This is a genomic window from Chitinophagales bacterium (assembly GCA_017303835.1).
Taxonomy (GTDB): Bacteria; Bacteroidota; Bacteroidia; order Chitinophagales; family Chitinophagaceae; genus JAFLBI01.
The window spans coordinates 1,446,779-1,472,816 of record JAFLBI010000001.1; the positions used below are offsets into that span (position 1 = coordinate 1,446,779).

Annotated in this window: 22 protein-coding genes; 11 read left to right on the forward strand and 11 right to left on the reverse strand. The window is 42.1% G+C overall.

The annotated features are described in order from the left end of the window. The first annotated feature begins 3 nt into the window (after nucleotides 1-3). A complete protein-coding gene (gene recJ / locus J0L83_06690) occupies nucleotides 4-1,701 on the forward strand; it encodes a single-stranded-DNA-specific exonuclease RecJ (protein MBN8664237.1) in 1,698 nt (565 codons plus the stop codon). A gap of 157 nt (nucleotides 1,702-1,858) precedes the next feature. Next, the gene (locus tag J0L83_06695; protein MBN8664238.1) at nucleotides 1,859-2,362 is read left to right on the forward strand and encodes a hypothetical protein; all 504 of its coding nucleotides are present in this window, start codon (nucleotides 1,859-1,861) and stop codon (nucleotides 2,360-2,362) included. Between the two features lie 72 nt (nucleotides 2,363-2,434). Here J0L83_06695 and htpG read toward each other — a convergent pair whose 3' ends face one another. The 3 genes from htpG to J0L83_06710 form a co-directional block, all read right to left on the reverse strand. Beyond that, nucleotides 2,435-4,333: a molecular chaperone HtpG gene (gene htpG / locus J0L83_06700; GenBank protein ID MBN8664239.1), complete on the reverse strand. Its 1,899-nt coding sequence runs from the start codon at nucleotides 4,331-4,333 to the stop codon at nucleotides 2,435-2,437. An 85-nt stretch (nucleotides 4,334-4,418) separates the two neighbouring features. Further along, nucleotides 4,419-5,768 (reverse strand): choice-of-anchor J domain-containing protein, encoded by a 1,350-nt coding sequence (locus J0L83_06705; protein ID MBN8664240.1) that lies wholly within the window; start codon nucleotides 5,766-5,768, stop codon nucleotides 4,419-4,421. Further along, complete coding sequence (locus tag J0L83_06710) at nucleotides 5,768-8,347, reverse strand: TonB-dependent receptor (protein ID MBN8664241.1); 2,580 nt, start codon at nucleotides 8,345-8,347, stop codon at nucleotides 5,768-5,770. The genes J0L83_06705 and J0L83_06710 overlap by 1 nt, the downstream gene beginning before the upstream one ends. Before the next feature lie 118 nt (nucleotides 8,348-8,465). On the opposite strand from J0L83_06710, the gene J0L83_06715 reads away from it, so the two are divergent. From J0L83_06715 to J0L83_06740, 6 genes are all read left to right on the forward strand, one after another. Further along, nucleotides 8,466-9,533 carry an endonuclease/exonuclease/phosphatase gene (locus J0L83_06715; protein MBN8664242.1) on the forward strand — a complete coding sequence of 356 codons (1,068 nt, stop codon included), beginning with the start codon at nucleotides 8,466-8,468 and terminating at the stop codon, nucleotides 9,531-9,533. Between the two features lie 114 nt (nucleotides 9,534-9,647). Continuing rightward, on the forward strand, nucleotides 9,648-10,001 hold the full coding sequence (rpsF, locus tag J0L83_06720) for a 30S ribosomal protein S6 (GenBank protein ID MBN8664243.1): 354 nt from the start codon (nucleotides 9,648-9,650) through the stop codon (nucleotides 9,999-10,001). Between the two features lie 4 nt (nucleotides 10,002-10,005). Continuing rightward, a complete protein-coding gene (locus tag J0L83_06725; GenBank protein ID MBN8664244.1) occupies nucleotides 10,006-10,269 on the forward strand; it encodes a 30S ribosomal protein S18 in 264 nt (87 codons plus the stop codon). Nucleotides 10,270-10,359: 90 nt separating this feature from the next. Next, nucleotides 10,360-10,806 (forward strand): 50S ribosomal protein L9, encoded by a 447-nt coding sequence (gene rplI, locus J0L83_06730; protein MBN8664245.1) that lies wholly within the window; start codon nucleotides 10,360-10,362, stop codon nucleotides 10,804-10,806. A gap of 191 nt (nucleotides 10,807-10,997) precedes the next feature. Then, nucleotides 10,998-11,384, forward strand: a complete 387-nt coding sequence (locus J0L83_06735; protein MBN8664246.1) for an RNA-binding protein — start codon at nucleotides 10,998-11,000, stop codon at nucleotides 11,382-11,384. A gap of 71 nt (nucleotides 11,385-11,455) precedes the next feature. After that, nucleotides 11,456-12,337, forward strand: coding sequence for an aldo/keto reductase (locus tag J0L83_06740; protein MBN8664247.1), 882 nt, complete (start codon nucleotides 11,456-11,458; stop codon nucleotides 12,335-12,337). Nucleotides 12,338-12,368: 31 nt separating this feature from the next. Here the strand turns inward: J0L83_06740 and J0L83_06745 are convergent, their stop codons facing one another. Further along, nucleotides 12,369-12,590 carry a DUF2795 domain-containing protein gene (locus tag J0L83_06745; protein ID MBN8664248.1) on the reverse strand — a complete coding sequence of 74 codons (222 nt, stop codon included), beginning with the start codon at nucleotides 12,588-12,590 and terminating at the stop codon, nucleotides 12,369-12,371. Nucleotides 12,591-12,724: 134 nt separating this feature from the next. Between J0L83_06745 and J0L83_06750 the strand changes: the two genes are divergently transcribed. Further along, nucleotides 12,725-13,378: an ABC transporter ATP-binding protein gene (locus J0L83_06750; protein ID MBN8664249.1), complete on the forward strand. Its 654-nt coding sequence runs from the start codon at nucleotides 12,725-12,727 to the stop codon at nucleotides 13,376-13,378. On the opposite strand, the gene J0L83_06755 is transcribed toward J0L83_06750, so the two are convergent. From J0L83_06755 to gatC, 3 genes are all read right to left on the reverse strand, one after another. Then, nucleotides 13,371-13,934, reverse strand: a complete 564-nt coding sequence (locus tag J0L83_06755; protein MBN8664250.1) for a cob(I)yrinic acid a,c-diamide adenosyltransferase — start codon at nucleotides 13,932-13,934, stop codon at nucleotides 13,371-13,373. The genes J0L83_06750 and J0L83_06755 overlap by 8 nt on opposite strands. 92 nt (nucleotides 13,935-14,026) lie before the next feature. Next, entirely contained in the window at nucleotides 14,027-14,725 is a 699-nt protein-coding gene (locus tag J0L83_06760) for an ABC transporter ATP-binding protein (protein MBN8664251.1), read from the reverse strand. 10 nt (nucleotides 14,726-14,735) lie between these two features. Next, nucleotides 14,736-15,026, reverse strand: coding sequence for an Asp-tRNA(Asn)/Glu-tRNA(Gln) amidotransferase subunit GatC (gene gatC, locus J0L83_06765; protein ID MBN8664252.1), 291 nt, complete (start codon nucleotides 15,024-15,026; stop codon nucleotides 14,736-14,738). Between the two features lie 566 nt (nucleotides 15,027-15,592). Here gatC and J0L83_06770 point away from each other — a divergent pair. Further along, nucleotides 15,593-17,968 (forward strand): 3-hydroxyacyl-CoA dehydrogenase/enoyl-CoA hydratase family protein, encoded by a 2,376-nt coding sequence (locus J0L83_06770; GenBank protein ID MBN8664253.1) that lies wholly within the window; start codon nucleotides 15,593-15,595, stop codon nucleotides 17,966-17,968. Between the two features lie 45 nt (nucleotides 17,969-18,013). Here J0L83_06770 and J0L83_06775 read toward each other — a convergent pair whose 3' ends face one another. Genes J0L83_06775 through J0L83_06790 form a run of 4 tightly spaced genes read right to left on the reverse strand, consistent with a single transcriptional unit; the run spans nucleotide 18,014 to nucleotide 24,902 of the window. Next, a complete protein-coding gene (locus J0L83_06775; protein MBN8664254.1) occupies nucleotides 18,014-19,546 on the reverse strand; it encodes a hypothetical protein in 1,533 nt (510 codons plus the stop codon). Between the two features lie 43 nt (nucleotides 19,547-19,589). Beyond that, nucleotides 19,590-21,452, reverse strand: a complete 1,863-nt coding sequence (locus tag J0L83_06780; GenBank protein MBN8664255.1) for a glycosyltransferase — start codon at nucleotides 21,450-21,452, stop codon at nucleotides 19,590-19,592. A gap of 42 nt (nucleotides 21,453-21,494) precedes the next feature. Next, nucleotides 21,495-23,519, reverse strand: a complete 2,025-nt coding sequence (locus J0L83_06785; protein MBN8664256.1) for a cellulose biosynthesis cyclic di-GMP-binding regulatory protein BcsB — start codon at nucleotides 23,517-23,519, stop codon at nucleotides 21,495-21,497. Between the two features lie 15 nt (nucleotides 23,520-23,534). Beyond that, nucleotides 23,535-24,902 (reverse strand): HAMP domain-containing histidine kinase, encoded by a 1,368-nt coding sequence (locus J0L83_06790; protein ID MBN8664257.1) that lies wholly within the window; start codon nucleotides 24,900-24,902, stop codon nucleotides 23,535-23,537. A 95-nt stretch (nucleotides 24,903-24,997) separates the two neighbouring features. Here J0L83_06790 and J0L83_06795 point away from each other — a divergent pair, with 95 nt between their 5' ends. Then, on the forward strand, nucleotides 24,998-26,035 hold the full coding sequence (locus J0L83_06795; protein MBN8664258.1) for a cellulase family glycosylhydrolase: 1,038 nt from the start codon (nucleotides 24,998-25,000) through the stop codon (nucleotides 26,033-26,035). The last annotated feature ends 3 nt before the right edge of the window (nucleotides 26,036-26,038 follow it).

The following is a 26,038-nucleotide window of genomic DNA, read 5'->3' on the forward strand; positions in this document are numbered from 1 at the left end:
CTTATGGAGAAAAGATGGAACATACAAAAGACTGATGCTGCCTTAAGCCAGTCTTTACAAGCAAGCCTGCGTATTCACCCTGTTATTTGTAGCATCCTTGTAAGCAGAGGCATACATGATTATGCTGCTGCAAAATCATTCTTCAGACCAAGCTTAGACGATTTGCATGATCCATGGCTAATGAAAGACATGCAATTAGCTGTTGACCGCATTACCAGTGCCATGCAAAAAGGTGAAAAGATCTTGGTGTATGGAGATTACGATGTTGACGGCACTACTTCAGTAGCTTCTATGTTTCAATTTCTGCGCGAGCAATATGCGCAGATTGACTTTTACATTCCACACAGATATAAGGAAGGATATGGTATTTCCAAACAAGGTATTGATTTTGCACATGAACATGGTTTTAGCCTGATCATCTCTTTAGACTGTGGTATAAAATCTGTTGAGCTGATTGCCTATGCAAAAACACTGGGTATCGACTTTGTAGTATGCGACCACCACCTACCAGATGCAGTATTGCCACCAGCTGTAGCCATATTAAATCCCAAGCAAACAGATTGCGCTTATCCCTACAAAGAACTCTGTGGTTGCGGGGTTGGTTTTAAACTGATGACAGCTTTGGCAAAAACCTGGCAACTGGCTCCTGAAACGTATCTGCGTTATCTGGACTTAGTAGCAACAGCCATAGCTGCTGACATTGTACCTATAACCGGTGAGAACAGGGTTCTGGCATTTTATGGATTGAAAAAGGTGAATGAAAATCCATCAACCGGTATTCGTGCACTAATGGAATTAGCAGCTGTACAAAAAGAAATGCTGCTCACCAATCTGGTATTTGTGATTGCCCCAAGGGTGAATGCGGCAGGCCGGATGGATGATGCCAAAAAAGCAGTGCAGTTATTTATTGAACAAGACTATACACAGGCACTGGCTTTTGCCGCAATGCTGCACAGCGATAATACAGACCGAAAAGAAGCTGATGCCAATATCACAGAAGAAGCGCTGGCATTGATCGCTGCGGATCCTCAAGGCGCCAACAGCTATTCCACACTGGTTTACCAGGAACACTGGCATAAAGGTGTAGTGGGTATTGTTGCCAGCAGGTTGATTGAAACCTATTACCGACCAACCATTGTACTGACCAGAAGCGGTGAAATTGTTGCAGGCAGCGCCCGCAGTGTACCGGGCTTTAATTTATATGAAGCCATTCACGCCTGCAGAGAACACCTGCTGGGTTACGGCGGCCATTTTGCTGCAGCAGGTATGACGCTTTTACCCGAACAAGTAGCACCTTTCAAAGAAAAATTTGAAACGGTTGTACGTTCAACCATTCTACCAGCACAACGAATTCCGGAAATCATTATTGACGCAGAAATCCGTTTTCAAGATATTACTCCGGCACTCTATAATATTATTACTCAAATGGAGCCCTTCGGGCCGGAAAACATGCGCCCTGTTTTTGTGGCCAGAAAAGTAAGCGATACCGGCTTCTCTAAGATCGTAAAGGAACAGCACCTGCGCTTTGTCGTAAAACAAGGAAAGATCAGCTTTACCGGTATTGGTTTTAACCTTGCCCACTTGTTCCCCATTATGCAGAGCAGCGAGGCTTTTGACCTGGTGTTCACCCTTGATTTGAATGAATGGAATGGAGAAAAGCAGCTTCAGCTAAAAGTTATTGATCTGAAAAAAAGTGCCTAATAGAGGGGTCAACCACACAAATTCGTCAAACAGATTTTTTTGTGTCAATTACTTAAAAAAAGACACATTAAATACGCCGATAATTTGTTTTAAGATGCGTAAACGCTGATACACAATGCATTTATCAAAATGCACATTTGTGGTATAAAGTTTACTCATGAAGACTATTACTAAAGTTTCTACACGTTTCGAAAACTACCTGCTGCTCATTCCAATGGCCTTTGCAGCGTTATTTCTCCACTTTGATCAAAATACTACTCATTACTACCGAGTGACCAATACCATTATTTATGAGCTGGATATTATTTCTGTATCCTTGTTTTCATTAGTTGTCTTCTTTCTACCATTCCTCGCACACTATTTTCTGCGCAAAGACGGCATCAGGAAGCAGGATAATGCCAACCTGCACATCATGATTTCCCTGTCTATATATTGTTTGATCAACCTGCTCTTGGTTATGATGCCAGAATATGATACTCGTTGGGGTCACCATATTTTCGCTACACCAAATTCTGCAGCATATTATAAAATTGCCCGTTTCCTGCACATCCTTTGGATCATTCAATTTAGTGTTCAGTTATTGTTCCTGGTACACAGCATTAAAACATTTATCAAATCAGGAAGCAGAACAAATAGTAGCAACGACTACATCACTATCTAATAATCCCCCGGTTTTCATAAAAAAGTCCCTCCGAATGGAGGGACTTTTCTTTTAGCCAGAATTCGCTAAACATTAAGCTGTAGTTTCAGGTTGGCCTTGCAAGAGTTCAACACTTCTATTAATGAAATTAGTCAACTCAGCACCTTTCAATAATCCCTGAGAGAGTAATGCGAGATCTGCAAGATTGCGCACCTGCTTTTTCTGCAAATCTGCATCGCCTAATTTCAGGATATCCTGATAGATTGGGTGATTACCATTAACTGTTAGATGCACTTCATCCGGCATCATGGCATAGAAAGCAGTCATACCGCCGCCAATAGCACCCATGTCTTTCATTCTGCGCATTTGTTCTGGTCTGGTTGCAACTACCGGTGCTGTATCCTTACTCAATCCCTTCACTTCAACATTCAACATCATTTCAGGCACCTGGAAATTGAACATTTCTTTCAATGTTTCAGCTTCTTTCTTGCTCAATACACTTTCCGCATTCTCTTTTTTATCAATCAGGTTATCAACGATGTCCGCATCAACACGTGTAAAGTGTACATTTTCCCACTTCATCTCCATGTGGTTGATGAAAGCTGCATCAATCATTGTGTTCAATACAACAACCTTATACCCTTTTGCTGTGCAAGCTTTTACATAAGCATCCTGCTGAACCGGATCTGTTGTATAGAGAATAACCGTTTTACCATCTTTATTCTTCTGCAGTGTTTCTGCAGCCATCTTGTATTCTTCGAGGGTATAAAACTGCTTCACTGTTTTCTGATCCTCACCCTCTCCAACTGTTTTGGTTTCTACATCTTCTAGTATCAAAAACTTATTGGCTTTCTCCAGAAACTTATCATCCGTCATCATGCCATACTTCACGAACAGACCAAGGCTCTCCCACTTCTCTTCAAATGCATTGCGCTCATTCTTAAAAATCTCTTCCAACTTATCTGCAACCTTCTTCGTGATGTGGTTATTGATTTTCTTCACATTGGGATCACCTTGCAGATAGCTTCTGCTTACATTCAATGGAATATCCGGACTATCAATAACACCATGCAAGAGCATTAGGAACTCAGGCACAATATCTTTTACTTCATCTGTAACGAATACCTGATTACAGTAGAGCTGAATTTTGTCTTTCTGAATCTCATAGCTCTGCTTAATCTTGGGGAAATACAAAATACCAGTGAGGTTGAATGGATAGTCAACATTTAAATGTATCCAGAACAAAGGTGTTTCACCAAATGGATACAGTTCTCTGTAAAACTTCTCGTAATCTTCCTTGGTTAATTCTGATGGCTTTTTTACCCAAAGTGGCTGGGTATTATTAATAGACTTCTCTTCTTCATCTTTCTTCTTTTCTTCACCTGCATCATGGAAGAAAATGGGCACAGGTAAAAACTTACAGAAACGCTCCAAAATCTTTTTCAGACGATCCGCTTCTAAAAATTCTTTGCTTTCCTCATTCACATGAAGAATGATGCTAGTGCCGCGTGAACGCTTCTCTACTTCATACAATTCAAACTCTGGATTGCCATCGCAGCTCCAATAGACTGTACCTGCTTCTTCTTTGAAACTCTGGGTTATTACTTCTACTTTATCAGCCACCATGAAAGCGCTATAGAAGCCTAAACCAAAATGCCCGATGATACTGGCATCATTGTATTTGGCCAGAAACTCTTCCGCACTGCTGAACGCAACTTGGTTCAGGTATTTGTCCACTTCCTCGGCTGTCATACCAATACCCTTATCGGCAATGGTAATGGTCTTTTCTTTTGCATCTACTGTTACATCAACACGCAGCTCTCCCAACTCACCCTTGGCCTCACCGATAGAAGACAGGGTTTTGAGTTTTTGGGTAGCATCAACCGCATTGCTGACCAATTCACGAAGGAAAATTTCATGATCGCTGTACAGAAACTTTTTGATGATGGGAAAGATGTTCTCTGTCTGAACACGAATCTGTCCTTTTTGCATAATCCTGTTTTTTGTGTGTGCAAAGCAAAGACAATACCAGACATAAAATGCTGACAGGTTGGCAATTTAATCCCCTATTTCATTGCTAATTACCCTGGATTCGGATATCATCCAGCTGGAAAGTGGTGGTGCGTTTGGGACCAGATGCAGGATCTGTGCCGGCATAGCGGAAAGCGATATAGACATTGTTTCCGGAATAAGCTGCCAGACTAATATTACCTGAATTCGTCCAATTAGGCGCAAACCCACTTGTGCTTCCTGAAGCGATAGTACCCCCAAGATTTGTCCAGGTGGCTGTCCAAGGCGTATTGCCACCATTATAATTGGTAGATATCAGTACTTGAAAAACTGCTCCATTATTGAAACCATCCTTCGTACGAAAACTCAAAATCTCATTCGCAGTGTTATTCAGATCAAAAGCCGGTGAAATCAGCCAGGTAGTCATATTACTCTGCGCAGAGTTGAAGGCGCTAATTTCGGCGTAGTTGTTAAAGCTGAAACTCTTGGCAGCAAATTTTTTGCCCCCAGATTCTGCAATATTCCGCCATCCAAACAAATTAATATCCCCGCCGGAAATGGTGGTTTCAAAATCCTCATTCAACAAAACTACCGGACTACCCGAACTACATCTAGTATTGGGCATCTCAATATCTGTTGTGTCTCTGATAACGATTTGACCTGTATTGTTGAATACAGTATAAATACCTGTGATTGAACCATGCCCGGCAGGTGTTCTTGAAGAGGCAAAACTGGCATAACCACTGGTGCGCATCACCATCGCGTTGCCGAAACAATCACCGAAAGTTCTGCTAACGGCTACTTTGTTTACAGCATCGGCATAAAGTTTATTCGCATCAACCGGAATAAATTCTACCTGATTAATTCTGATCAGCATGCCCTGATACTGATCGCTCAGTTGATTGATGTTTAATACGGTGGGATTCACTCTTTGGCCCGACTCTGCTCTAATTATATACTGATCAAGCAGTGCCATGGGTATAGGCGCCAACTCGGGGCTTGTAGGCACTGTTCTGTCAACACTACCACCCAATTGTACGTATCGACGAAAATCGCCCAGCCATAAATTTTTAACCTTGATGTACACACGACGACCCAACGGGAACAAGGCATTTAAATCAAACCCATCAATATTCACCTGAATAGCCGCAGTTGCATCTTGTATGGTAATACTCTTATAAAAATTACCGGTTGCATCGTTAGCCACAACAACGCCACTGATAATCCTATCCGTTGTTACCTGTGTGAAATTGCCGGTTGAATGCAGGTTACGCAATTCACGTATCGTCATGTTGGCTGTAATGGCAGGCGGTGTATAATCAGCCGGATCTTCAAACCTTTTTAAACAAGAAGCCGCTAACAACCAAATAATAGCTGTTACACCAAACAAGAAGCGATATGTAAGCGAGCGCTGCATCAAAACTTTACTGAAATACTGGTGAAGTAATTTATGCCATAACCATAAAAATACCTTGGCGGAAACTTATTGACATCTCTACCCGTAAAATCGAATCGCAATTGTTCAGAACCGCCAACAACCATCTCTGTGTTATTCAAGATATTATTGATACCCATACTCCAGTTGAGGATTACCGGCTTGTTCTTTTTTCCATTATACACGCGCCAGCTATAGCCCATCATTGCATCTAATGTAAACTGATCTTTCAGCTTAGTCTGATCAATAATGCTGTTGAATAAAGGCGTACCAGCTGCAATACCATTGGTTGCTGCATCAGTTCTGCGAACAGGATTAGCATCCAGCCAGCTACTTCTGAAGAAATTACCATTAATACCTGCAAACCATGCTCTTGACCGATAATTCAGTCCCGCACCATAGGCTTCCTGAGGCATGGTACCAATCTTCAGGCCTTTAGACTTAACAACCCCCTTCTCTAACAAACTGGCATTATTATCTTGTGTAACCTGTACAAACTGATCAGTATTATAAGTTGCGCGATTAAATGATGCAGCTAGTGAAGCAGTAAGTTCTTCTGTTATTTTCATCTCTGCACCTAACTCAGCGCCTAAATACATTTTGCCAATTTCACTCAAAGCATAATTCACGTATGAATTGTAATCATCGTGAAAAAAGCTAACCACATTCATGCCACCTGAGATACTGGTCATGTAAAAAGACGCCCTTCCTTTGATACGTTCTGTCTGATATAAATAACCACCTTCAAAGCTGAAAATAAACTCACTGGAAGGAGTTGTTTGCTGACCATCTCTGCTTCTCGGAGATAAATACACATTCTCATAATCAGGAGGCCTTGTCATTGCAGCACCCTGCAGGTAAATAAAGTTAGATCCATCGGTTTTGATGGTTAGGCCAGCTTTAGCACCATAGGTGAGAAAATTATTCAAAGTAGATCTGCCAAAAGAAGAAAATGGAAACAAACCGTTGCGCACATTACCATTTCGCCAGAATTGTGTGTTGTGTACGTTCACAGCAAAAAAAGCATCGAAGTTTTCCATATTCCATCTGCCCTGTGCCCATAAACCCAGTTTACGTACAAACATATCGTAATCATATCCGTAACGTTCGCGCAGCAGTACTACTCTGTTTGGTCTGCGTAAATCATTTTGGATGGCGTTAGGATCATTGGGAAAATCACGTTCTGCAAATTGGTTCCAATCAATCATATAGTTTGCACCTAACAAATCAACCAATCGCTTAAAATAATTGGTACGCTGAGATTGGTAAGTAAATCCAACTGATAAAACCCCCTCCTCAGATATCCTTGTGTTCAACACTGTGTTAAATGCCAGGCGATTGGTGTATTGCACATTTTCTCCCTGAAAATATTTTGCACGAAGACCAGTATAGGTATAGCCATTTACACCATTCACATTTGGTGTAGTAACAAAATTGAGTCTGTTGATTTCAAACAATCTATCCCAATTTAACTGACGCAGATTTACATCATTACGAATAGCTTGCTCAACCGCTGCTGCCTGCGCAGGATCTGTTTGAAAGCTTGGCAGATTGCGGTAATAATCGGGTCGTGGATCCGGAGCACGATTCCACTCCAATGCGGTAGTACTTCTTTCCCCTGTTGTAAAACTTAGTCCGGTAGTCAATACTGCCGCATCATTGATTTTGAATTCATGCGATAAAATAGTGATGGGCTGATTTACATAGGCTATGCTGGCGTTACGCACTTTACCACCCTGATAACCCCAATAAGGATTATACAAATTGTCTCCAGACAATTGGATCATTTCCTGTAGAGCAGGACCCTGGCGACTATTCATCGTTGGTGCGCCAATGACAGATAAAGAAAGCAGGTGTTTCTTACTAAGATATTTGTCTATACTTAGAAAATAACTAAGGGCATCAAAATCAGTACCGGGTACATACGCTTTGTTAGCCCATCTTCTGGATGCAGATACACTTACAGCCCAACCTTTACTGTTCAAGCCACTATGGTGTGTTAGCATTAAGCGATGATCATAGTTTCTGTTAGAATTGGCATAACTAACTAATGTCTGTTGCCTTTGCTTGCTGGCACGCACATCCAAATTCAAATTCAAACCAGGCTCACCAAAGCTGAAGTCTATGGCACCAAGCCCCAAGACCTGATCTCGGTTACGCAGTACATCATTCAATCCACCCCACAAACCCCATGGCGTATTACCATTGTTCAGATTGTCCATCGGAACACCATTTATGAACGTATGGTTCAAAGACGGATCATATCCACGTATGCGAAATCTGAGCGGACTAAAATGAAAAGAAGCCAGCGATAAATAAGGATCCTTCGAAGAAGCTAGAATGATAGCAAGTCCTTGTGTGCTTGCATCATTTAAATCCTGATCATTTACAGTGATCACTGGAATATTGTCTAACTGGTCTTCGCGCAACATATCAATAACCGCGCTATCCTGCTTAATTTTGATTTTGGTGGTATCAATAAAAGAACCGCCGCTCTGAGCAAGCAAAATTTGTGGCATGATTACCCAACCCAATAAGAGAATGATACCTATTCTAAACATCTACCAGATTAACAGTTTTGGTTCTTACGAGCAAACATCGCGGAAATCCTCAAATGAAGATCCCACTTATTCAAGGGGGGCAACACATAATCCGCAACACTTATCACTAAATCGGCACGTGAAAGTATTATTTTATCTCCTCATTTCAATTAGTCTTTGTGTAAATCTTTCGGCTCAATCAAGTTATAAAACTGCCGTCATAGGCTTTTACAATTTGGAAAACCTCTACGATACTGAGGATGATCTATCGAAAGACGACAATGAATTTTTACCAAAGTCTGATAAGCTATATACGCCAGCGGTGTACGCCGATAAACTAACAAGATTGGCAACAGTAATCGCTGCAATGGGAAGTTTGTATGAACCGGTAATTAAAGACGGCCCCGCTTTGCTTGGCGTAGCTGAAGTAGAAAACAAACGGGTACTGGAAGATCTGGTTGCCCGGCCAGAGTTAGCCGCTAAGAAAATGCGCATCGTTCATTTTGAGAGCCCTGATATACGAGGTATTGATGTAGCACTGCTGTATGATCCAAAGTATTTTAAAGTGCTGAATGCAGCCCCCATTCGGGTGATGCTTCCGGGCGGTAGCAAGGAATCCAGTGCTACCAGGGATATTCTTTGGGTCTATGGCCAACTGGATGGAGAACCCATACATGTTTATGTGAATCACTGGCCCAGCCGCCGGGGAGGCGAAGCTGTATCAGCACCCGCACGAATGGCAGCTGCCACTACCCTCCGCAAACACCTGGATTCTTTACTGGCCATGGGTTTTAAAGACAAATACATCATCATGGGCGACCTAAATGATGATCCCAAGGACAGAAGCATTACCAAGGGGCTAAACGCCAATGGCGATGAGTGGACATCAGACAGCACTTCCCTCTACAACCCCTGGGTAAAAACCCACAAAAAAGGGATCGGCACCCTGGCTTATCAGGATGCCTGGAACTTGTTCGACCAAATCATTATCAGCCGGAACTGGCTGAACAAAGAGCAACAAGGCTTCGCCTTTTTCAAGAATTATATTCATACTCAACCATTTATGCGAGAAGAAACCGGCCGATACAAAGGTTATCCCAAGCGCACCTGGAGCGGAGATGAATACAATTATGGGTATAGCGACCATTTCCCTACCTATCTGGTACTCCTCAAAAGGCTGAATAAGCCTGAAAAATCGGCCAGATAGTGCTTTTTCCTACATTCTTTCCCTTACCTTTGCCGCCCCAAATCCCTCGCCTGGGATTCGTTTCGCGCAAGCGAGATGTCCATTGGGAATCATTTAAAACCTAAAAAACAGGGTATGAACAACTACGAATTGATGGTGATTTTCACCCCTGTGCTTTCTGAGGAAGAATTCAAGGCATCTCAGAAAAAGTACACCGACTTCATAAATGAACATGGTGGAAAAACCGTGCACAGCAATCCTTGGGGACTGAAATCATTGGCCTATCCTATCCAGAAGAAGACAACTGGTATCTACTGGGTAATGGAGTATCAAGCGCCTAGCGATCTGAACGAAAAGTTGAAGATCCAAATGCTGCGTGACGAGCAAATCATGCGTCACATGGTAACGAAACTCGACAAATACGCCGTTGAGTACAATGCTAAAAAGAGAAGTGGCGTAGCAATGGGTAACGAAAAAGTGGAGGCTTAATACCATGGCAAAGAATGAAATCAAATACCTGACGGCCATTAAGACCGAGAAGCCTAAGAAAAAATTCTGCCGCTTCAAGAAGTATGGTATCAAGTATGTAGACTATAAGGACATCGAGTTCCTGAAGAAGTTTGTAAACGAGCAAGGTAAAATGCTGCCCCGTCGCTTAAGCGGTAACTCTTTGAAGTACCAGCGTAAAGTGGCTGATGCTGTGAAGAAAGCACGTCAGATGGCACTGATGCCTTACGTAACAGACTTGTTGAAATAAGCTTATTATTAGTAACCATTCCCTAATCCCCATGGCAATGGGGTGACAGTCACAATCTTAGATTGGGCGCTGGGAGCTAAACAAACAAACATGCAAGTAATCTTAATCAAAGACGTAGACAATCTAGGTCAGCGCGATGAACTGGTAACCGTACGTAACGGTTATGCCCGTAACTACCTGATTCCTCAGAAGTTTGCTGTAGAAGCAAATCCTTCTAACTTGAAGCAACAAGAAGAGCGTCTGAAAGTAAAAGCAAAGAAAGAAGCTGCTATGCTGGCTGAGATCAATAAAGTGATCGAAGTACTGAAGCAGTCTCCTGTTAAAGTAGGCGCCAAAACTGGTACCAGCGGTAAGATCTTCGGTAGTGTAACTGCCCTGCAGATCGCTCGCGCTGTACGCGACCAGAAAGGTTATGAAATCGACCGCAAGCGTATCAGCATTGTGGACGATGTAAAAGAACTGGGCACTTACAAAGCTTCTATCGATTTCGGTTCCGGTAACGTAACAGAGATTGAATTTGAAGTGATTGGCGAATAATTGCAACTCTTTTGCAAATACACCCCCAACAGTACTGTTGGGGGTTTTTTATGGAATTAATTGTCAGATTCAGCTAAAAGCCTAAATTCGTTTGTCCAATGGCAGTTTTCTAAGGCCGGTTCGTTCGTAATGTTCAGGTTGTTTGATTGCTGTTTTCTCATTGGTATTTGATTTATTTAATTTTTTTAAACATGAACATTTACGTTGGAAACCTGAACTGGAATATGACCAGTGAAGACCTGCAGGCCCTGTTTGCACCCTATGGCGAAGTAGCCAGTGCAAAAATCATTACAGACAAATTCAAGAACAACCGTAGTAAGGGTTTTGGATTTGTTGAAATGCCCGATGATGAAGCTGCTAAAGCTGCTATCGCTGCTTTACATGAAAGCGAAATCGAAGGCCGTAAGATTGTCGTAAACGAGTCTGCTCCACGCCCTGAAGGTGAGCGCAAAGAGCGTAGCTTCAAACCCCGTAGCGGTGGTTTCGGTGGTGGCAATCGTGGTGGTGGTGGTTATGGCGGTGGCAACCGCGGTGGCTACAACCGTGGCGAAGGCGGTGGTGGTTATAACAGATACTAATCAGCTTTTGCAAACAATATTGCTTAAGTCACGCAATTGCGTGACTTTTTTTATTCCCCTATTTTTAGGGCATGGAACATCATACAATTACTGCACCTGTTGCCGGATGCATGCGCTGGGGTAAATGGGGTGCAAACTATTCCACTGCTGAATACAGAACAATAATTGATGGTTGCCTGGAAGCAGGCATCACCAGCTTTGACCATGCAGATATTTATGGCGATTATACCACTGAAGCTGAGTTTGGCGCTGCATTAGCAGAAGCCCCTCACCTGCGTACGCAAATGCAACTCATTAGTAAATGCGGTATTCGGATGGTAACGCCCAATAGACCGGAGCATTTGCTTAAGTCATACGACACCAGTGCAGAGCATATCATCCAATCCGTTGAGCAATCACTGAAAAACTTACATACTGATTATCTGGACCTGATGCTGATTCATCGCCCAGATCCCTTGCTGCATCCAGGTGAAGTTGCGAAAGCTGTTGACAGTTTATTGGCTGCTGGTAAAATACTCGCCTTTGGTGTATCAAATTTTTTACCGCATCAAACAGACTTGCTGATGCGCTACACACAAGTGCGTTATAATCAGTTTGAATGTTCTATCACAGCAACAGATCCTTTTTTCAACGGCATACTGGATCATTGTATGCAGCATCAAATCATTCCCATGGCTTGGTCGCCAATGGGTGGTGCCAAATTATTTGATGCAGGCAATGAAGTGTACATGCGCATACTACCTATCGCCACACAAATTGCGCAAGCATACCATACCGGTGTGAATGAAGTATTACTGGCGTTTTTACACAAGCATCCAGCAGGTATCCTGCCGGTGGTAGGCACATCTAAACTATCGAGATTACAAGAAGCAAAAAGAGCAACACAAATCAGTTTACACCGAGCAGATTGGTTTGCCTTATTAGAAGCAGCAAGAGGACATGTAGTTGCATAAAAAATCCCTGCGGTACCGCAGGGATGATATTTTAGTATTCGTCTTCATTGAACATGAAATCTTCCTGGCTCGGATAATCTGGCCAGATGTCTTCGATGCTCTCATAGACCTCACCCTCATCATCCAGTTCTTGGAGATTCTCCACCACTTCGATGGGTGCGCCTGAACGGATGGCATAATCCAATAATTCATCCTTAGTGGCTGGCCAAGGTGCTTCTTCCAGATAACTTGCTAATTCTAATGTCCAGAACATAGTCCCGAATTTTTGTGCAAATGTAACCGTATTGATGAAATAACCAAATCAGGCTTATCACACTATGTGTAAATAAAAAACTAAATCCATGGCAGCACAGCAGCTTAATTGTAAGTTTACGCCACTGAATACCCATGCTCAAGGCAACTAATATACATAAGCGCTACGTCGATCTGGAAGTGGTTAAAGGAATTGATCTGGAAGTGCAGGCCGGCGAAGTGGTCAGCATTGTTGGCTCTTCCGGCGCTGGTAAAAGTACCCTGCTCCATATTTTGGGTACCCTGGACGCTGCTGATCAGGGCGAAATCTGGATTAACGGACAGGCAGTGCACCAACTCAGCGGCAAAGCTTTGGCCCAGTTCCGTAATACCCAGATTGGTTTCATCTTTCAGTTCCATCATTTACTGCCCGAGTTTACAGCCTTAGAGAATGTGTGCATCCCTGCATGGATTGCCGGCACTAAACAAGCTGCTGCACAGAAAAGAGGTTTGGAATTACTTGATATGCTGGGACTAGCCGACAGGGCTGAAAATAAACCCCAACAACTCAGTGGTGGAGAACAGCAAAGAGTGGCTGTGGCAAGGGCTTTGATCAACCAACCCAAGATTGTTTTTGCAGATGAGCCTACGGGTAATCTGGACAGCACCAATGCACAGGAATTACATCAATTATTTATCCGTTTACGCGATACCCTTGCGCAGACCTTTCTTATCGTTACACACAATGATGCATTGGCCGCTATGAGCGATCGTATTCTTCGAATGAAGGATGGAAAATTGGTTAGCTAATACGGGGCTTCCACGGAATTTCTGGCGCATTCAATTGATGGCCTACATAACGGGCCAATACAAACAAATAATCGCTCAAACGATTAAGGTATTTCAAGACCAGATCATCCACGAATAATTGGTTCTCTTTCAAGTAAACACAATTGCGTTCTGCTCTTCTACACACACAACGCGCTACGTGTAGATGCGATACAGCAGGATGGCCGCCCGGAAGTATAAATGATTTCATGGCAGGCAGCACTTCATTCATCTTGTCGATAGTCTGCTCCAGCAAAGCCACATCACTATCTTTCAAATCAGGAATCTTCATGGCAGGCTCTTTATCAGGATCGCAAGCCAAGGAAGAACCAATGGTGAAAAGCCTGTCCTGAATTTCTTTCAGCATGCTATTAACAGCTGTATCAGTGATATGGTCATTGCATAAGCCAATGTATGAATTCAATTCATCCACTGTACCGTAGCTCTCAATACGCAGGTGACTCTTGGGAACCTTGGTTCCACCGATTAAGGAAGTATGTCCGGCATCACCGGTCTTGGTATATATTTTCAGGGCCATGTGCTTGGTTTGTTGGGGCGCAAATAAAACTAAAAATGAAAAAAGCGGCAAATTGTTCACTTGCCGCCTCATTATTTCTTTGATTATCAGGATTAAACTACATGATGATGCTGCTTAACCTGCGCATGATCGGTTTCAATCAAACCATCGCGCAAGCGTACCACCCGCTTGGCATATGCGGCAATATCTTCTTCGTGTGTAACCAGTACAACGGTATTACCTGCTGCCTGTATCTGGCTAAAGATTTCCATCACTTCTACTGAGGTTTTGGAATCCAGGTTACCGGTAGGTTCATCAGCCAACAAAAGTGAGGGATTATTCACCAATGCACGGGCAATGGCCACACGCTGAATCTGACCACCACTGAGCTCATTAGATTTGTGGTGACTTCTCGTTTCCAAACCTACTTTTTTCAAAGCTTCCATGGCTCTCTCCATACGGTCTTTCTTTGATACACCGGCATAGATCAATGGCAGGGCCACATTCTCTGCTGCGGTTAATCTTGGCAGGAGGTTAAACTGCTGGAATACGAAACCAATTTCTTTGTTACGTACATCGGCCAAATCATCATCGGGCATTTTGCTCACATCATGACCGTTCAGCACATAGGTGCCACCTGTGGGTGAGTCCAGACAGCCAAGGATATTCATCAAAGTACTTTTTCCGCTACCTGATGGTCCCATCAATGCCACATATTCATTCCTGTGAATATCGAGGGAAATACCCTTGAGTACAGGAATGGCCTGTGAACCCATGAAATAGCTTTTCTGAATATTGTCCAAATGGATGATTGGTTCCATATTATTTACGAATGACTTTAGGAATGCTGAAATAAGGTGGTTTGGCTGATGGCGCCTGGTCAATAGCAGTTTGGTTATCTAACATAGCTGCCGGCTGATCGGCTCTTAAGGTGTTTTGTGCATCACCCATATGTATAAGCGGTTGCACACCGCTGGTATCCAATTCATTCAGCTTGTCCACAAACTGAATCATGGCCTGTAATTCACCACGCATCGATGCCTGCTCAGCCTCGGTGAGGTATAAGCGGGAAAGATGCGCCAGCTTGGCCACTAATGAATCGGTTACCTGCATAGAACAAATGTACTTGAAACAATTCGCAGCCCGCAGCGATTTGTGTAAATGGTCGCATATCTAAAGCGATGGTTAAAACGGGGTTGGACTGGTTGTAGATCAGGGCAAAGGCGACACTATCCCCAAAAAGCATATTCAAAGTGGAAAAATTAACAATATGAATCCAGAAAAAAGTTGAAAATTTAAGGAACAAAGAATAAACAAATTATTGCACGCATTGTCATGCAATAAAAGAAACGGAAATATTCGGTCGCTTGGCTTTTAGAATCTGCTACATGCAGGTATAAGAATGGGCACAACATCGCTAACTAATACCCCCGCATATGTTAGTCGTTTATGTTCTGCTAGCTGCATATCTGGTTTGCCTTTATCTGGCATACAGGGGTGCAGCCGCCATGGATGAAGACATTTCATAGGTATCATCATACCAATGATCCAATGATTTGCCACAAGGATAAGCGATGCTTATCCTTTTTTTTGTTTTGGGAATTTGAAATGGAATTTCCACCTATCTTCGATGAAAATAGTTGCATAACTAACTAATTTTAGCACAAATTCTTTGCTGTATGAAACGTGTGATCAAACAGGTAGCCGTATTGGGAAGTGGCGTAATGGGCAGCCGTATTGCCTGCCATTTTGCAGGTATTGGTGTTCAAGTGCTCTTACTGGACATGGTTCCAAAAGAAGCTACAGAAAGTACCAAACCCGCCGAACGAAACAAATTGGTGAATGATGCTTTACAAGCTGCAGTTAAAAGCAACCCCTCTCCTGTTTATCATAAAGATGTGCTGAAGCGCATCTCCACAGGCAATTTTGATGATAACATGAAAGAGATTGCCAAGTGCGATTGGATCATTGAAGTGGTGGTAGAACGTTTAGACATCAAGAAAATCATCTATGAAAAAGTTGAGCAGTTCAGAAAGCCCGGTACACTGATTACTTCGAACACTTCAGGTATTCCTATTCATATGCTGAGTGAAGGCAGATCAGCTGATTTTAAACAACATTTCTGTGGCACACACTTTTTCAATCCGCCCAGATACCTGCGCTTGCTGGAAATTATCCCAACACCAGATACAGATCCTGCTGTTACTGATTTTCTGATGCACTATGGTGATTTGCACCTAGGAAAAACAACAGTGCTTTGTAAAGACACGCCTGCATTTATCGCCAACAGAATTGGTGTATTCAGTATCATGAGCATTTTCCATATCATGGAAAAGCAGGGATTAAGCATTGATGAAATTGATTTGCTTACTGGACCCATTATTGGCCGTCCCAAATCTGCAACATTCAGAACAGCTGATGTTGTAGGTATTGATACACTGGTGAAAGTAGCTAAAGGTGTTGCCGACAATTGCCCCACAGATGAAGCTGCATCCATCTTTGCTATTCCTTCCTGGTTAGAGAAAATGGTAGCACAAAACTGGCTGGGCGACAAAACAGGTCAGGGCTTTTTCAAAAAGATCAAATCAGATAAGGGTAAAGAAATCCTTACACTGAATCTTCAAAGCATGGAATATGCGCCGCGTGTGAAAGCAAAATATGCGAGCATTGAAGCGGCCAAGCCTATTGATTCTTTAAAGCAAAGAATTGGTATGCTGAATGAAGCACCGGATAAAGCAGGATCATTTTATCGTGCATTCCATTATTCACTTTTCTCTTATATCTCACACAGAATTCCGGAAATATCTGACGAATTGTATCGTGTGGATGATGCCATGATGGCCGGGTTTGGTTGGGAGATTGGTGCATTTGAAACTTGGGATTTATTAGGTGTAGCCAAGACAGTAGAAAAGATGAAAGCAGCAGGTGTAAGCGTAGCTGCATGGGTAGAAGAAATGCTTGCTGCGGGTAACAACAGTTTTTATAAAGTGCAGGATGGCAAACGTTATTGTTATGATGTAGCCAGCAAATCCTATAAAACTTTACCTGGCGGTGATGCATTCCTGGTGATGAACCATAAGTCTGACAAGCTGGTTTGGAAAAACAGTGCTTGTAAAGTATATGATTTAGGCGGTGATGTAGCTGGTCTGGAATGGAGCACCAAGATGAATAGCATGGGTGGTGAAGTATTGGAAGGTATCAACAAAGCCATTGGTATTGCTGAAGATAAATTCAAAGGATTGGTGATTGCCAATGATGGCCCCAATTTCAGTGCTGGTGCCAATGTAGGCATGATCTTCATGCTGGCAATTGAACAAGAATATGATGAACTGGATATGGCCATTCGCATGTTCCAGAATACCATGATGCGGGCACGTTACAGCGCTGTACCTGTTGTTACTGCACCCCATGGTTTAACATTGGGTGGAGGTTGCGAATTGAACTTACATGCAGACAAAATTTGTGCTGCAGCGGAAACATATATCGGTCTAGTAGAATTAGGTGTAGGCCTGATTCCAGGCGGTGGTGGTACCAAGGAGTTTGTATTGCGTGCTTCTGATGAAATGCATGAAGATGAGCCGGAAACCATTACACTCAAGAATCGATTCTTTGCGATTGCTACTGCAAAAGTAGCCACCTCTGCACATGAAGGTATGGGAATGGGTATCCTGAGAAAAGGACAAGATGAAATTATCCTGAACGCTGGCAGAAGAATTGAAGCAGCAAGACAATCTGTGATTGAACTATACGATGGTGGCTATCAAACACCATTGCAACGCAAAGACATCAAAGTGCTGGGTAAATCCGGACTAGGTGCTATGTACGCCGGTATTCATGCGATGTGGCGTGGTGGTTATGCAACCGATCATGATCGTACTGTAGCCAAGAAACTGGCCTATGTGATGTGCGGTGGCGACCTGAGTGAACCTACTTTGGTGAGTGAACAATACCTGCTGGATTTAGAAAGAGAAGCTTTCTTAAGTCTCTGTGGTGAGAAGAAAACACTAGAGCGAATTCAAAGCTTACTTAAAGGTGGCAAACCGGTTAGAAACTAATCATGTGCCTAAAAAAAGAAAAGCCCTTGCAGTGCAAGGGCTTTTTTAATTACTGATTTTATAAAGTACCCAATTCGGTGTTTCAAACATAACCAGCAGGTTCAACCCTATCCTTCTACGCATTTGCTCAATATTATATGCGTTCAATACGGTAAAGTTGTGTAATCGGTTTTCCCGCTTTGCAATACACAAATAGTTAACCGATAATGTGGGGTTCTCTACAACTGTTACAAAGCTTGGTTGCAAGGGCAAGAGAATATTATTCAGACTTTCCAGATGGGCTACAATGCCATAAGCTGCAGCATCATCAATCATCACTTTACCGCCTCCATCAGTTACATCCTGAATAAACTGAGCTATCTGCTTTTCTTCACTAATGGCCCTAGTCTCACGGAATGCCCCGCCCTTTAAGAGGGCATGATAAAAGTTTTTCTCTTCAAAATCATTTGTCTTAGAGAAATAATAAAAACCACCAATGATACTAAGGATGATTCCTGTAAAAATCATCACCCGCATTCGCCTGAAGCTGTGATCGGTTTTGCCAGCATAATAAATCAAAATAAGGACGGCCAACAGCAGGAATATAAGCAGGTATTCTACAGATAAATAATATCGATTTGCGATTAACAAAACAGATAACAAAATAAACGGAGAGATAATGGTCATTAACTCATATATCTTTCCTTTATACAGCATTAATGCAACCACAAACAATGGTGTCATCAATAGAATAAAGAAATGATACACAATCTGTGTCTGCTTTGTCAGAATGGTGCCCTTGGCATCTACTAAGAGATTATCAATAGCTTTCAAACCAGTGATCGCCCAGTTTGAATACTGACTACTAAGAAAATATTCAGGATTACCTGCGTGCGATTGGTTCAATGTTCTAAACAAGTAGATAGCCCCAAGGGGCAGCAAAAAGATAATGATATAAATAGCAGCAGTTCTGTTAGCCAGCTTTCTGCGCAGAGAACGATTGTTCAGAGATTCATAGTACTGCAATACCGGTGGCTGGTCTTTTGATATCTTGATACCTTCCAGAGAAATCAATACAATAAACGGAAAGAAGGCTATCAGTAGCCAAATGAAGTTATAATTGCTGAAAATCAAGCAAGCCAAATAAATGCTGGAAAGTGACAAATAGAAAGTTGTTTGGCTTCTGTAGTAGTTAAAAAAACTTCTATAAACCAGATAGAAGAAGAGCAATACCATAGCAATACTTCTTCCCGAAACAGCTGCGAATACCATACCCGGGTGAAACATAAACAGAGCCGTCACCATAGGTACATAAATATTCATCGGCAATTTGGTACTGAGGTGGTTTCTCAGAATAAAATAGTAAAGGATGCTCATCACGAGGATGGAAGCAGCCACAGGCGCAAATAAATAACCCAGCGGCGTAAAGACAAGGTTAGATAAAAACACCAAGCTTGGAAAAGTAGTACCAAGAATAACCAGCTTATTCTGCTTAGCTTCAAACAACAGTTTTAGTTTCTCAGCATAAAATAATGACTCAGTATGCTCATAGCCACTCCTGTGCACAATCCATGTAATACATACATAGTACAGGACCATGAACAAGGTTAAAAGGCTAATATTTTTCTTCGATATCTGCATATCATGAGTTACCTGCTACTGATGCAGCGGTAGAAGAATGAGATACTTTGGTTAAACCATGGTTTGTTTTCTCCCAGTAAAATGGTTTGTAGATTAACTGCCACAACCCTTTGTAAGCCGCGATAGAGTGCATTAACCAATAAATAGGATTTAATGCAGCAAACAAAATCAACTCATAGTAACGTCTTTTAAACACAGCAAGCATGTTCACATAAACCATTAGTACGTTACCTGCAATAAAGTTGAAAATGGAGATATACAAAACCCAGTCTGGGAATAAAGCACGCACAGATTTAATATCAAAAATGATATAAATAATAAAGAAGACTAAGAGCACCGGGTACAAAAGGAAGGTTACGGCAGTACCACCAATAAAGAAGTTGAATCCAAAAAATCCTCTCCAACCAATTCTTCGAATCAGTTTCCGTGGGTTACGCATGTGTACCAAAAAGGTCTGCATATAGCCTTTAATCCATCTGGAGCGCTGACGAATCCAGTTAAATGGTTCGTTATTGGCTTCTTCCAGCGTAGTACTATTTACCACTCCTACTTTATAGAGCTTTTCAAATACGCGTACACCTAAGTCGGCATCCTCTGTAACATTGAAGGGATCCCATGCACCCAACTCAACCAACTTATCGAGCTTAAAGTGATTAGATGTACCACCCAACGGAATAGGTACATCCAGTGACTGAAGACCGGTAAGCATGTAATCGAACCAGTAAGAATACTCCAGGGTAAACATCCTTGTGAGCAGGTTCTCATTCTTATTAAAATAGTTTAACGCACCTTGCAATACGATAAACTCATCTGGTAGTTTTCTGAAAAGCACCACCACTTTTTTCAGCTGATCAGAATCCGGGATATCTTCTGCATCATAGATAGTGAGGTATTTACCTCTGCAGAAATAAATACCGTAATTACATGCTTTCGGCTTGGTCTTAGGCATGTGATAAGGCACAACAATTACCTCAAAGTTTGCAGGAAAATCCAGCGCCCTAACGGCATTCAATGTTTTATCATCATCTTCCTCAATCAGCAGTTTTACGTCAAGCTTACCTCTTGGATAATCTAAGCTGCGCAGGTTCCAGATAAGTTTACGAATCAACTTATCTTCTTTATACACTGGCAGCAATATCGTATATACCGGAAGGGTATGATTTTCAACAGCCCTGATTTCTTCTTTGGTCACAGAATCATGTAATTCACTCATGGATCCTTTCAAAGCCAGGTAAAGCTTAAATAAGATGGCGAAGAGAAAGGTCAGACTCAAAAACAGGTTGAGTATGATGGATGTTGATACGAAGGAGACGCCTAATGCTAACAACAATAATATAGTCACACCAAAAAAAACAGCCAGCTGTCCATCCGTGAAAGTAATGATACCCGAGCTCTCAGGGTCTCTTCGCATTAGACTGAATACAGCTTCTTTTACAAAGAAGATACCGCGTTTGGTATGTGCTAACCAAGTAATATCCAAATCGGAAGCTGCCAGCATTCTGATGCGGCAATTAAATTTAACTGCAAGTCCGGCAATCAATTTCTCATCCAAAGGGTCTGCCGCTGCAATCAACAAAGTTCCACTACCATCTCTACGAAGAGGAATGTAGAGAAAGGAATTCATATGGTGCAGATCGCACTGTTCTAATAAGTACTCGTCGATTTCCTCGTTGCGTACATCAATGAGTGGGTAATTCTCTTTTTCCAGAAAAGCCACATACTCTTTACGGGTCAAAAACCCAAAGTTCAATGCAGCTTTAATCAAAGCATAGTTGTACTCATCAGCAATGTTTGCAATGTCCCGGAGCTTTTCTTCCGGAAACATTCCCGCAGACACCATATGATTGAGGGCACATAAAGGCATAACAAGATAGTCTGCCGGGTTTCCCCGGCAGCACAAAATTGATTAAACGATCTCCTGAGATTTCTTCACTCGCTTACGCACAAAGAAGAAGGCAAGTATCAGAAATGCTACAAGGAAACCGACGATAAAGAATTTGTACGTCTCCCAGAAAACCAGCAGTGGGTTTCTATCTCCACGATATGTTACGAGGTCTGAATCCTCTGGTAACTTGAAGAAGAAATTACTCTGTCCTTTACTGGTGGCAATACATACGTTTGTTTCAATAGAAGAGAACTGTGTACCGAAACTCTTGATAACGCTTTCGTATGCTCCTTGAATGGAGGTATCTCCAAGTGTAGACACTACGAGGAATGTGCTACCATTCTGTCTGAATATCTGTGCGATACCACTATTGGAGAAGTCATTGATTGAATAACTAACCTGACCTTCCAAGTCTTTATACAACTGGAAGTCTTTGGTAAAGTTTACTGGCAGTGAATTGAAGTTCTTGATAAAACCGTCTGTACGCTGTAACAAAGCAATTACATTGTATCCACGCATATCAGCCATCTGCGCTTTATCTGAAGCTTCAATTACAGGCAAAATCATGCTTGGGGTAGCAATCGTGGTTGCGTTGATCTGATAAATCAGCTCACCAACAGAAGAAGTTACCAATGGATAGATAGCAGGCGTAATCAGGAATTTCAGTGGTGATTTTCTAAACTCGCCAGGATAATTAAAGAAGTTAGAGAACTCATTTCTACGTTCACCCTTGAAGGTAATGGTTGATGTTTTGGGATTGATAAAGCCGAAGAAATTGGCAAATCCATCCTTACAGATATTGGTACCTGGATGGAAACGCATTTCTACAGTAAGCCCGTTATTCTTGGTCAACAAGTAAGGCTTCAGATCAATGTCTTCAGAAAAATTACGCTTATCAGATAAAGTTGTACTGTATACGAGGTTATCATTCAGATAAACGTTTAAGAAACCACGATCAGACTCTTTCAACATTGAGAACAAGGCATCCAGGTGGAAAGTAAGTTTCTCAGGAATGGCGTTATAATCAGCCAATGAAAATGAATAATTGGCTTTTAAAGCACCAACGCCTTCCATGATGGCAGGCTGACCACCGAGTTGTTCCAACGAAAGCACAACAGGCAGACCGCTTCTTTCACTCACTTTGGTTAATGCATTATCTACAAGTAGTTTTTCAGAGAAAGCACTACTCATGATGTTGTTGTTCGACAAAACCTTGATGGCCTTTTTAAAGCCTTCAGCATCGGCTCCAGTGATAACGAGATATTGTTTATCCCATGAACCACCATTCACCAAAACAATCAAGCCCTGCCCTTTTCCTATAGCAGGTATCTGGTTGCGGATATATTCAGGCAATTTGCTAACAACACCAACAATAATTCCTTTACCCAGAGAATCCGATTCATTGTAAACGCCACTCTCAATCTCTGTTACGTTAGAATAAACAGCCTGTTTCAAAATTGCATAAGAGATACCGCCAGCCATTACATCATCCAAATCAGCAGTTAGCGGTGAGTAAACACGTTTGAACTCTTGCATAGTCTCTTTAAGGCTACGCTGATAAGACAATGTACTCTTCTTTACTGTGTAGAGATAAGAGTTATTACGAACGCTCATCCAAACTGCCGGATTCTCAATATCCTTACAATACTCGTCTGCAATACTCATTTTTGCAGCCACACGAACTTTCACATAACGACCATCTTCCTGCAGGTATCGACGCTCAAGTGGGATATTGATGGTAAAGATTGAATCGATACCAACACCCGCCAATCGCTGCGTATAGACTGCCTCATCTCTCATGTAAATAGTTACATGGGATGTATTAGGGTTAAGAATCTGAGACGGTCTGATATACAGTACCAGTCTGCTACGATCGATATCGTCATCAGGCTTAACACGAACAAAATAGGTTAAGACACCGGCAATACCCGTAATGCTCTGGTCTCTGTAGCCCATGGTCTCGAAGGTGTTTACATACTCGTACTGACCAAATATGCTGCAGTAAGATGCAAGCAGGATGACAAGGGTTAGTAGGCGTTTTTTCATAAACAGTATTGAGCGTTATGCAAGTTTAAAGGTAATACGATAATAGTTGCCTTGAGATTCAACACAACTGTAATAAAAATGACCATTCATACTTTCCGTAAGCTGTCTGGCAACGGAAAAACCAAAACCAGTCTGATTCAGCGCCTGCTGCGCTTCATTAGGATTATTCAACTTATTGAATAACTCATCCATCTTTTCCTTACCCAAGGCCTGACCGTTATCTTTCAGTTCAATAACACAATTTTCTTCCACATTGGAAACTAGTAAGTCAACCACAGCACCCTTCTGTGTAAAACGAATGATATTGGCAATAAGCTTATACAACACATGGTTGAAGAATATCTTATCTGCCTGAATATACATGGGCTCAGGTGCAATGTGGAACTGCAATTGCACTTCTTTCATCGCAGCTGCATCAACCAGACTAACTGCTGCTGCTTCAATCTCAGGCACTGCATCAAATCGCTCATAACGGTATTCTACCTCACCACTATCAGCTTCTGCAGAATCAGACAACTTACCAGAGAGGTAATGCAGCTTTTTGTTGCCCATGTTGATATAGCTCAAGATTTCTTTCTGCTCAGGTGTAAGATTACCTGACTTTCTGGTGATCAGGTCAATCGACATCTGGTTTGAGCCAATGAAATTCTTCAGGTCATGGATCATGATGCGCAACGTATTCTGACGATAATCACTTAACTGTCGCAGTCTTCTGTTGGCTTCCTCAATCAAAATATTTTGATCATTGATCTGCTCATTTTGCTCCAGCAACTGTTGATTGGCGTTGTCAATGACAATGTTCTTCTCAATCTCTCTGGTCAGAATCTTATACCTGTTAAAGGCGATCAGACAGGCAAAAGCAGAAACAACGAAGTATGTGCCGCCACCGTACGTAACCAATGCACTATAACTCTCCACATTGTTCTTGAAACCATAGAGCAGGATAATCACCACATAGCTTACCCCTACGTGAAAAATGGAATAAGCAACTTCCCAGTAAACAGTGGTATTCAACAACAGCACCATCACAGAGAAGATGAGGAAATATGGCAAAGAAAATCCATAAGGCACCCATGCACAGATAGATGCTGCCACAATCATATTCAGTCCAACAATCAAATTCAGGTAGGTCATGAAATGAACCTTCCGCTTCAATCCGTTGTAATAAATCAGGTAGGTTGCTACGCCTGTTGCCAAACGCACCATCAACATGGAATCCCAGTATTCTTTTAGAAAAATTAAATCAAGCAGCCAAAAAAGTGGAACCGAAAAAATGATGGTCCAAATGGTTACATAGGCGTAATAAATACCTTTCTTGTCCCGTTCATAAGCAAGTACTGCCGGTTCAATTTTTAGATAAGCAGGCTTCAGGGATTTTGACATATTTTGCAAGTATGCGAAAGGAATTTGATTTGGGCGTGAATATATATTTTAAAATCTTATTACACAGGATTTTATTGCTGTTTTTATTGACCGCAATGTGGATAAATTCTCGCGCAGAAATTCATGCAAAAGACCCTCTAAAAAATGTGCTGGAGAAACTGGGTGCCGGGGTCAATCTTTCACACTTTGAAAAGTACTGGGCACCCTATGAAACAACCATGGCTGCAGACCTTAACCCTAAGCTAGAATCGATTCGAGCCGCAGGGTTTTCAACGGTAAGGCTTCCTGTACACTTCGACATGTTTTTGGAGGATGGTCAGCGCTTCAAAGAAGAATTCCTGATTAAAATTGGCAATATCTACCAAACCTGTATCGCCCAAAAGCTTAAACTGATCATTGTTTACCACTACGGCAAAATTCAGAACAACAATACCGATGCTGAAACCGCAAGAGTGATCCAGCTATGGACGCAGCTCGCCAGACTTTTCAAGGGTAGCGGTTATGAGGATCTATTCTTTGAGCTATATAACGAACCCACCATGGATGTTTGGCTCTGGAAATATGTGATCAACAGCATGTATCCCCCGCTTAGAAGAGAGGACCCCAACCGAATTTTTATCGTAGGAGGAAGTAACTACAACGGAATCAGCGAGTTACTTCATCTTGGTAAACTAGACGACAACAGGATTCTCTATACTTTTCACTTTTATGAGCCCTATATCTTCACACATCAGGGCGCAGAGTGGACCAAGGAAAAAACCTATATCACTGGCTTTCCCTACCCATACAAAAAAAGAAAAATGCCTGAGCTCTATTATGCGCCAGACGGAGCTCAAATGGAAAAGGACTACCAGCGCTACTATCGCGAAGCTGACCCTGCTTATCTCGAAGCCAAGATCAGTAACGCCCTCAAGGAATGCCAGCAAAGAGGCATGCCCCTGATTTGTACAGAATTCGGCGTAATCAAAGGTGCACCCAGAAAAGCCAAGAATAACTATCTGACCGATCTTACCAAGATTCTGACCAATCTTCATATTCCGGCCATGGTCTGGGATTATGATGATAGATTTACGATTACAGAGGAGGACGGCGACCTGCTTTCTCCCATCAAAAAGTGGATTCAAAAAAATTAATTG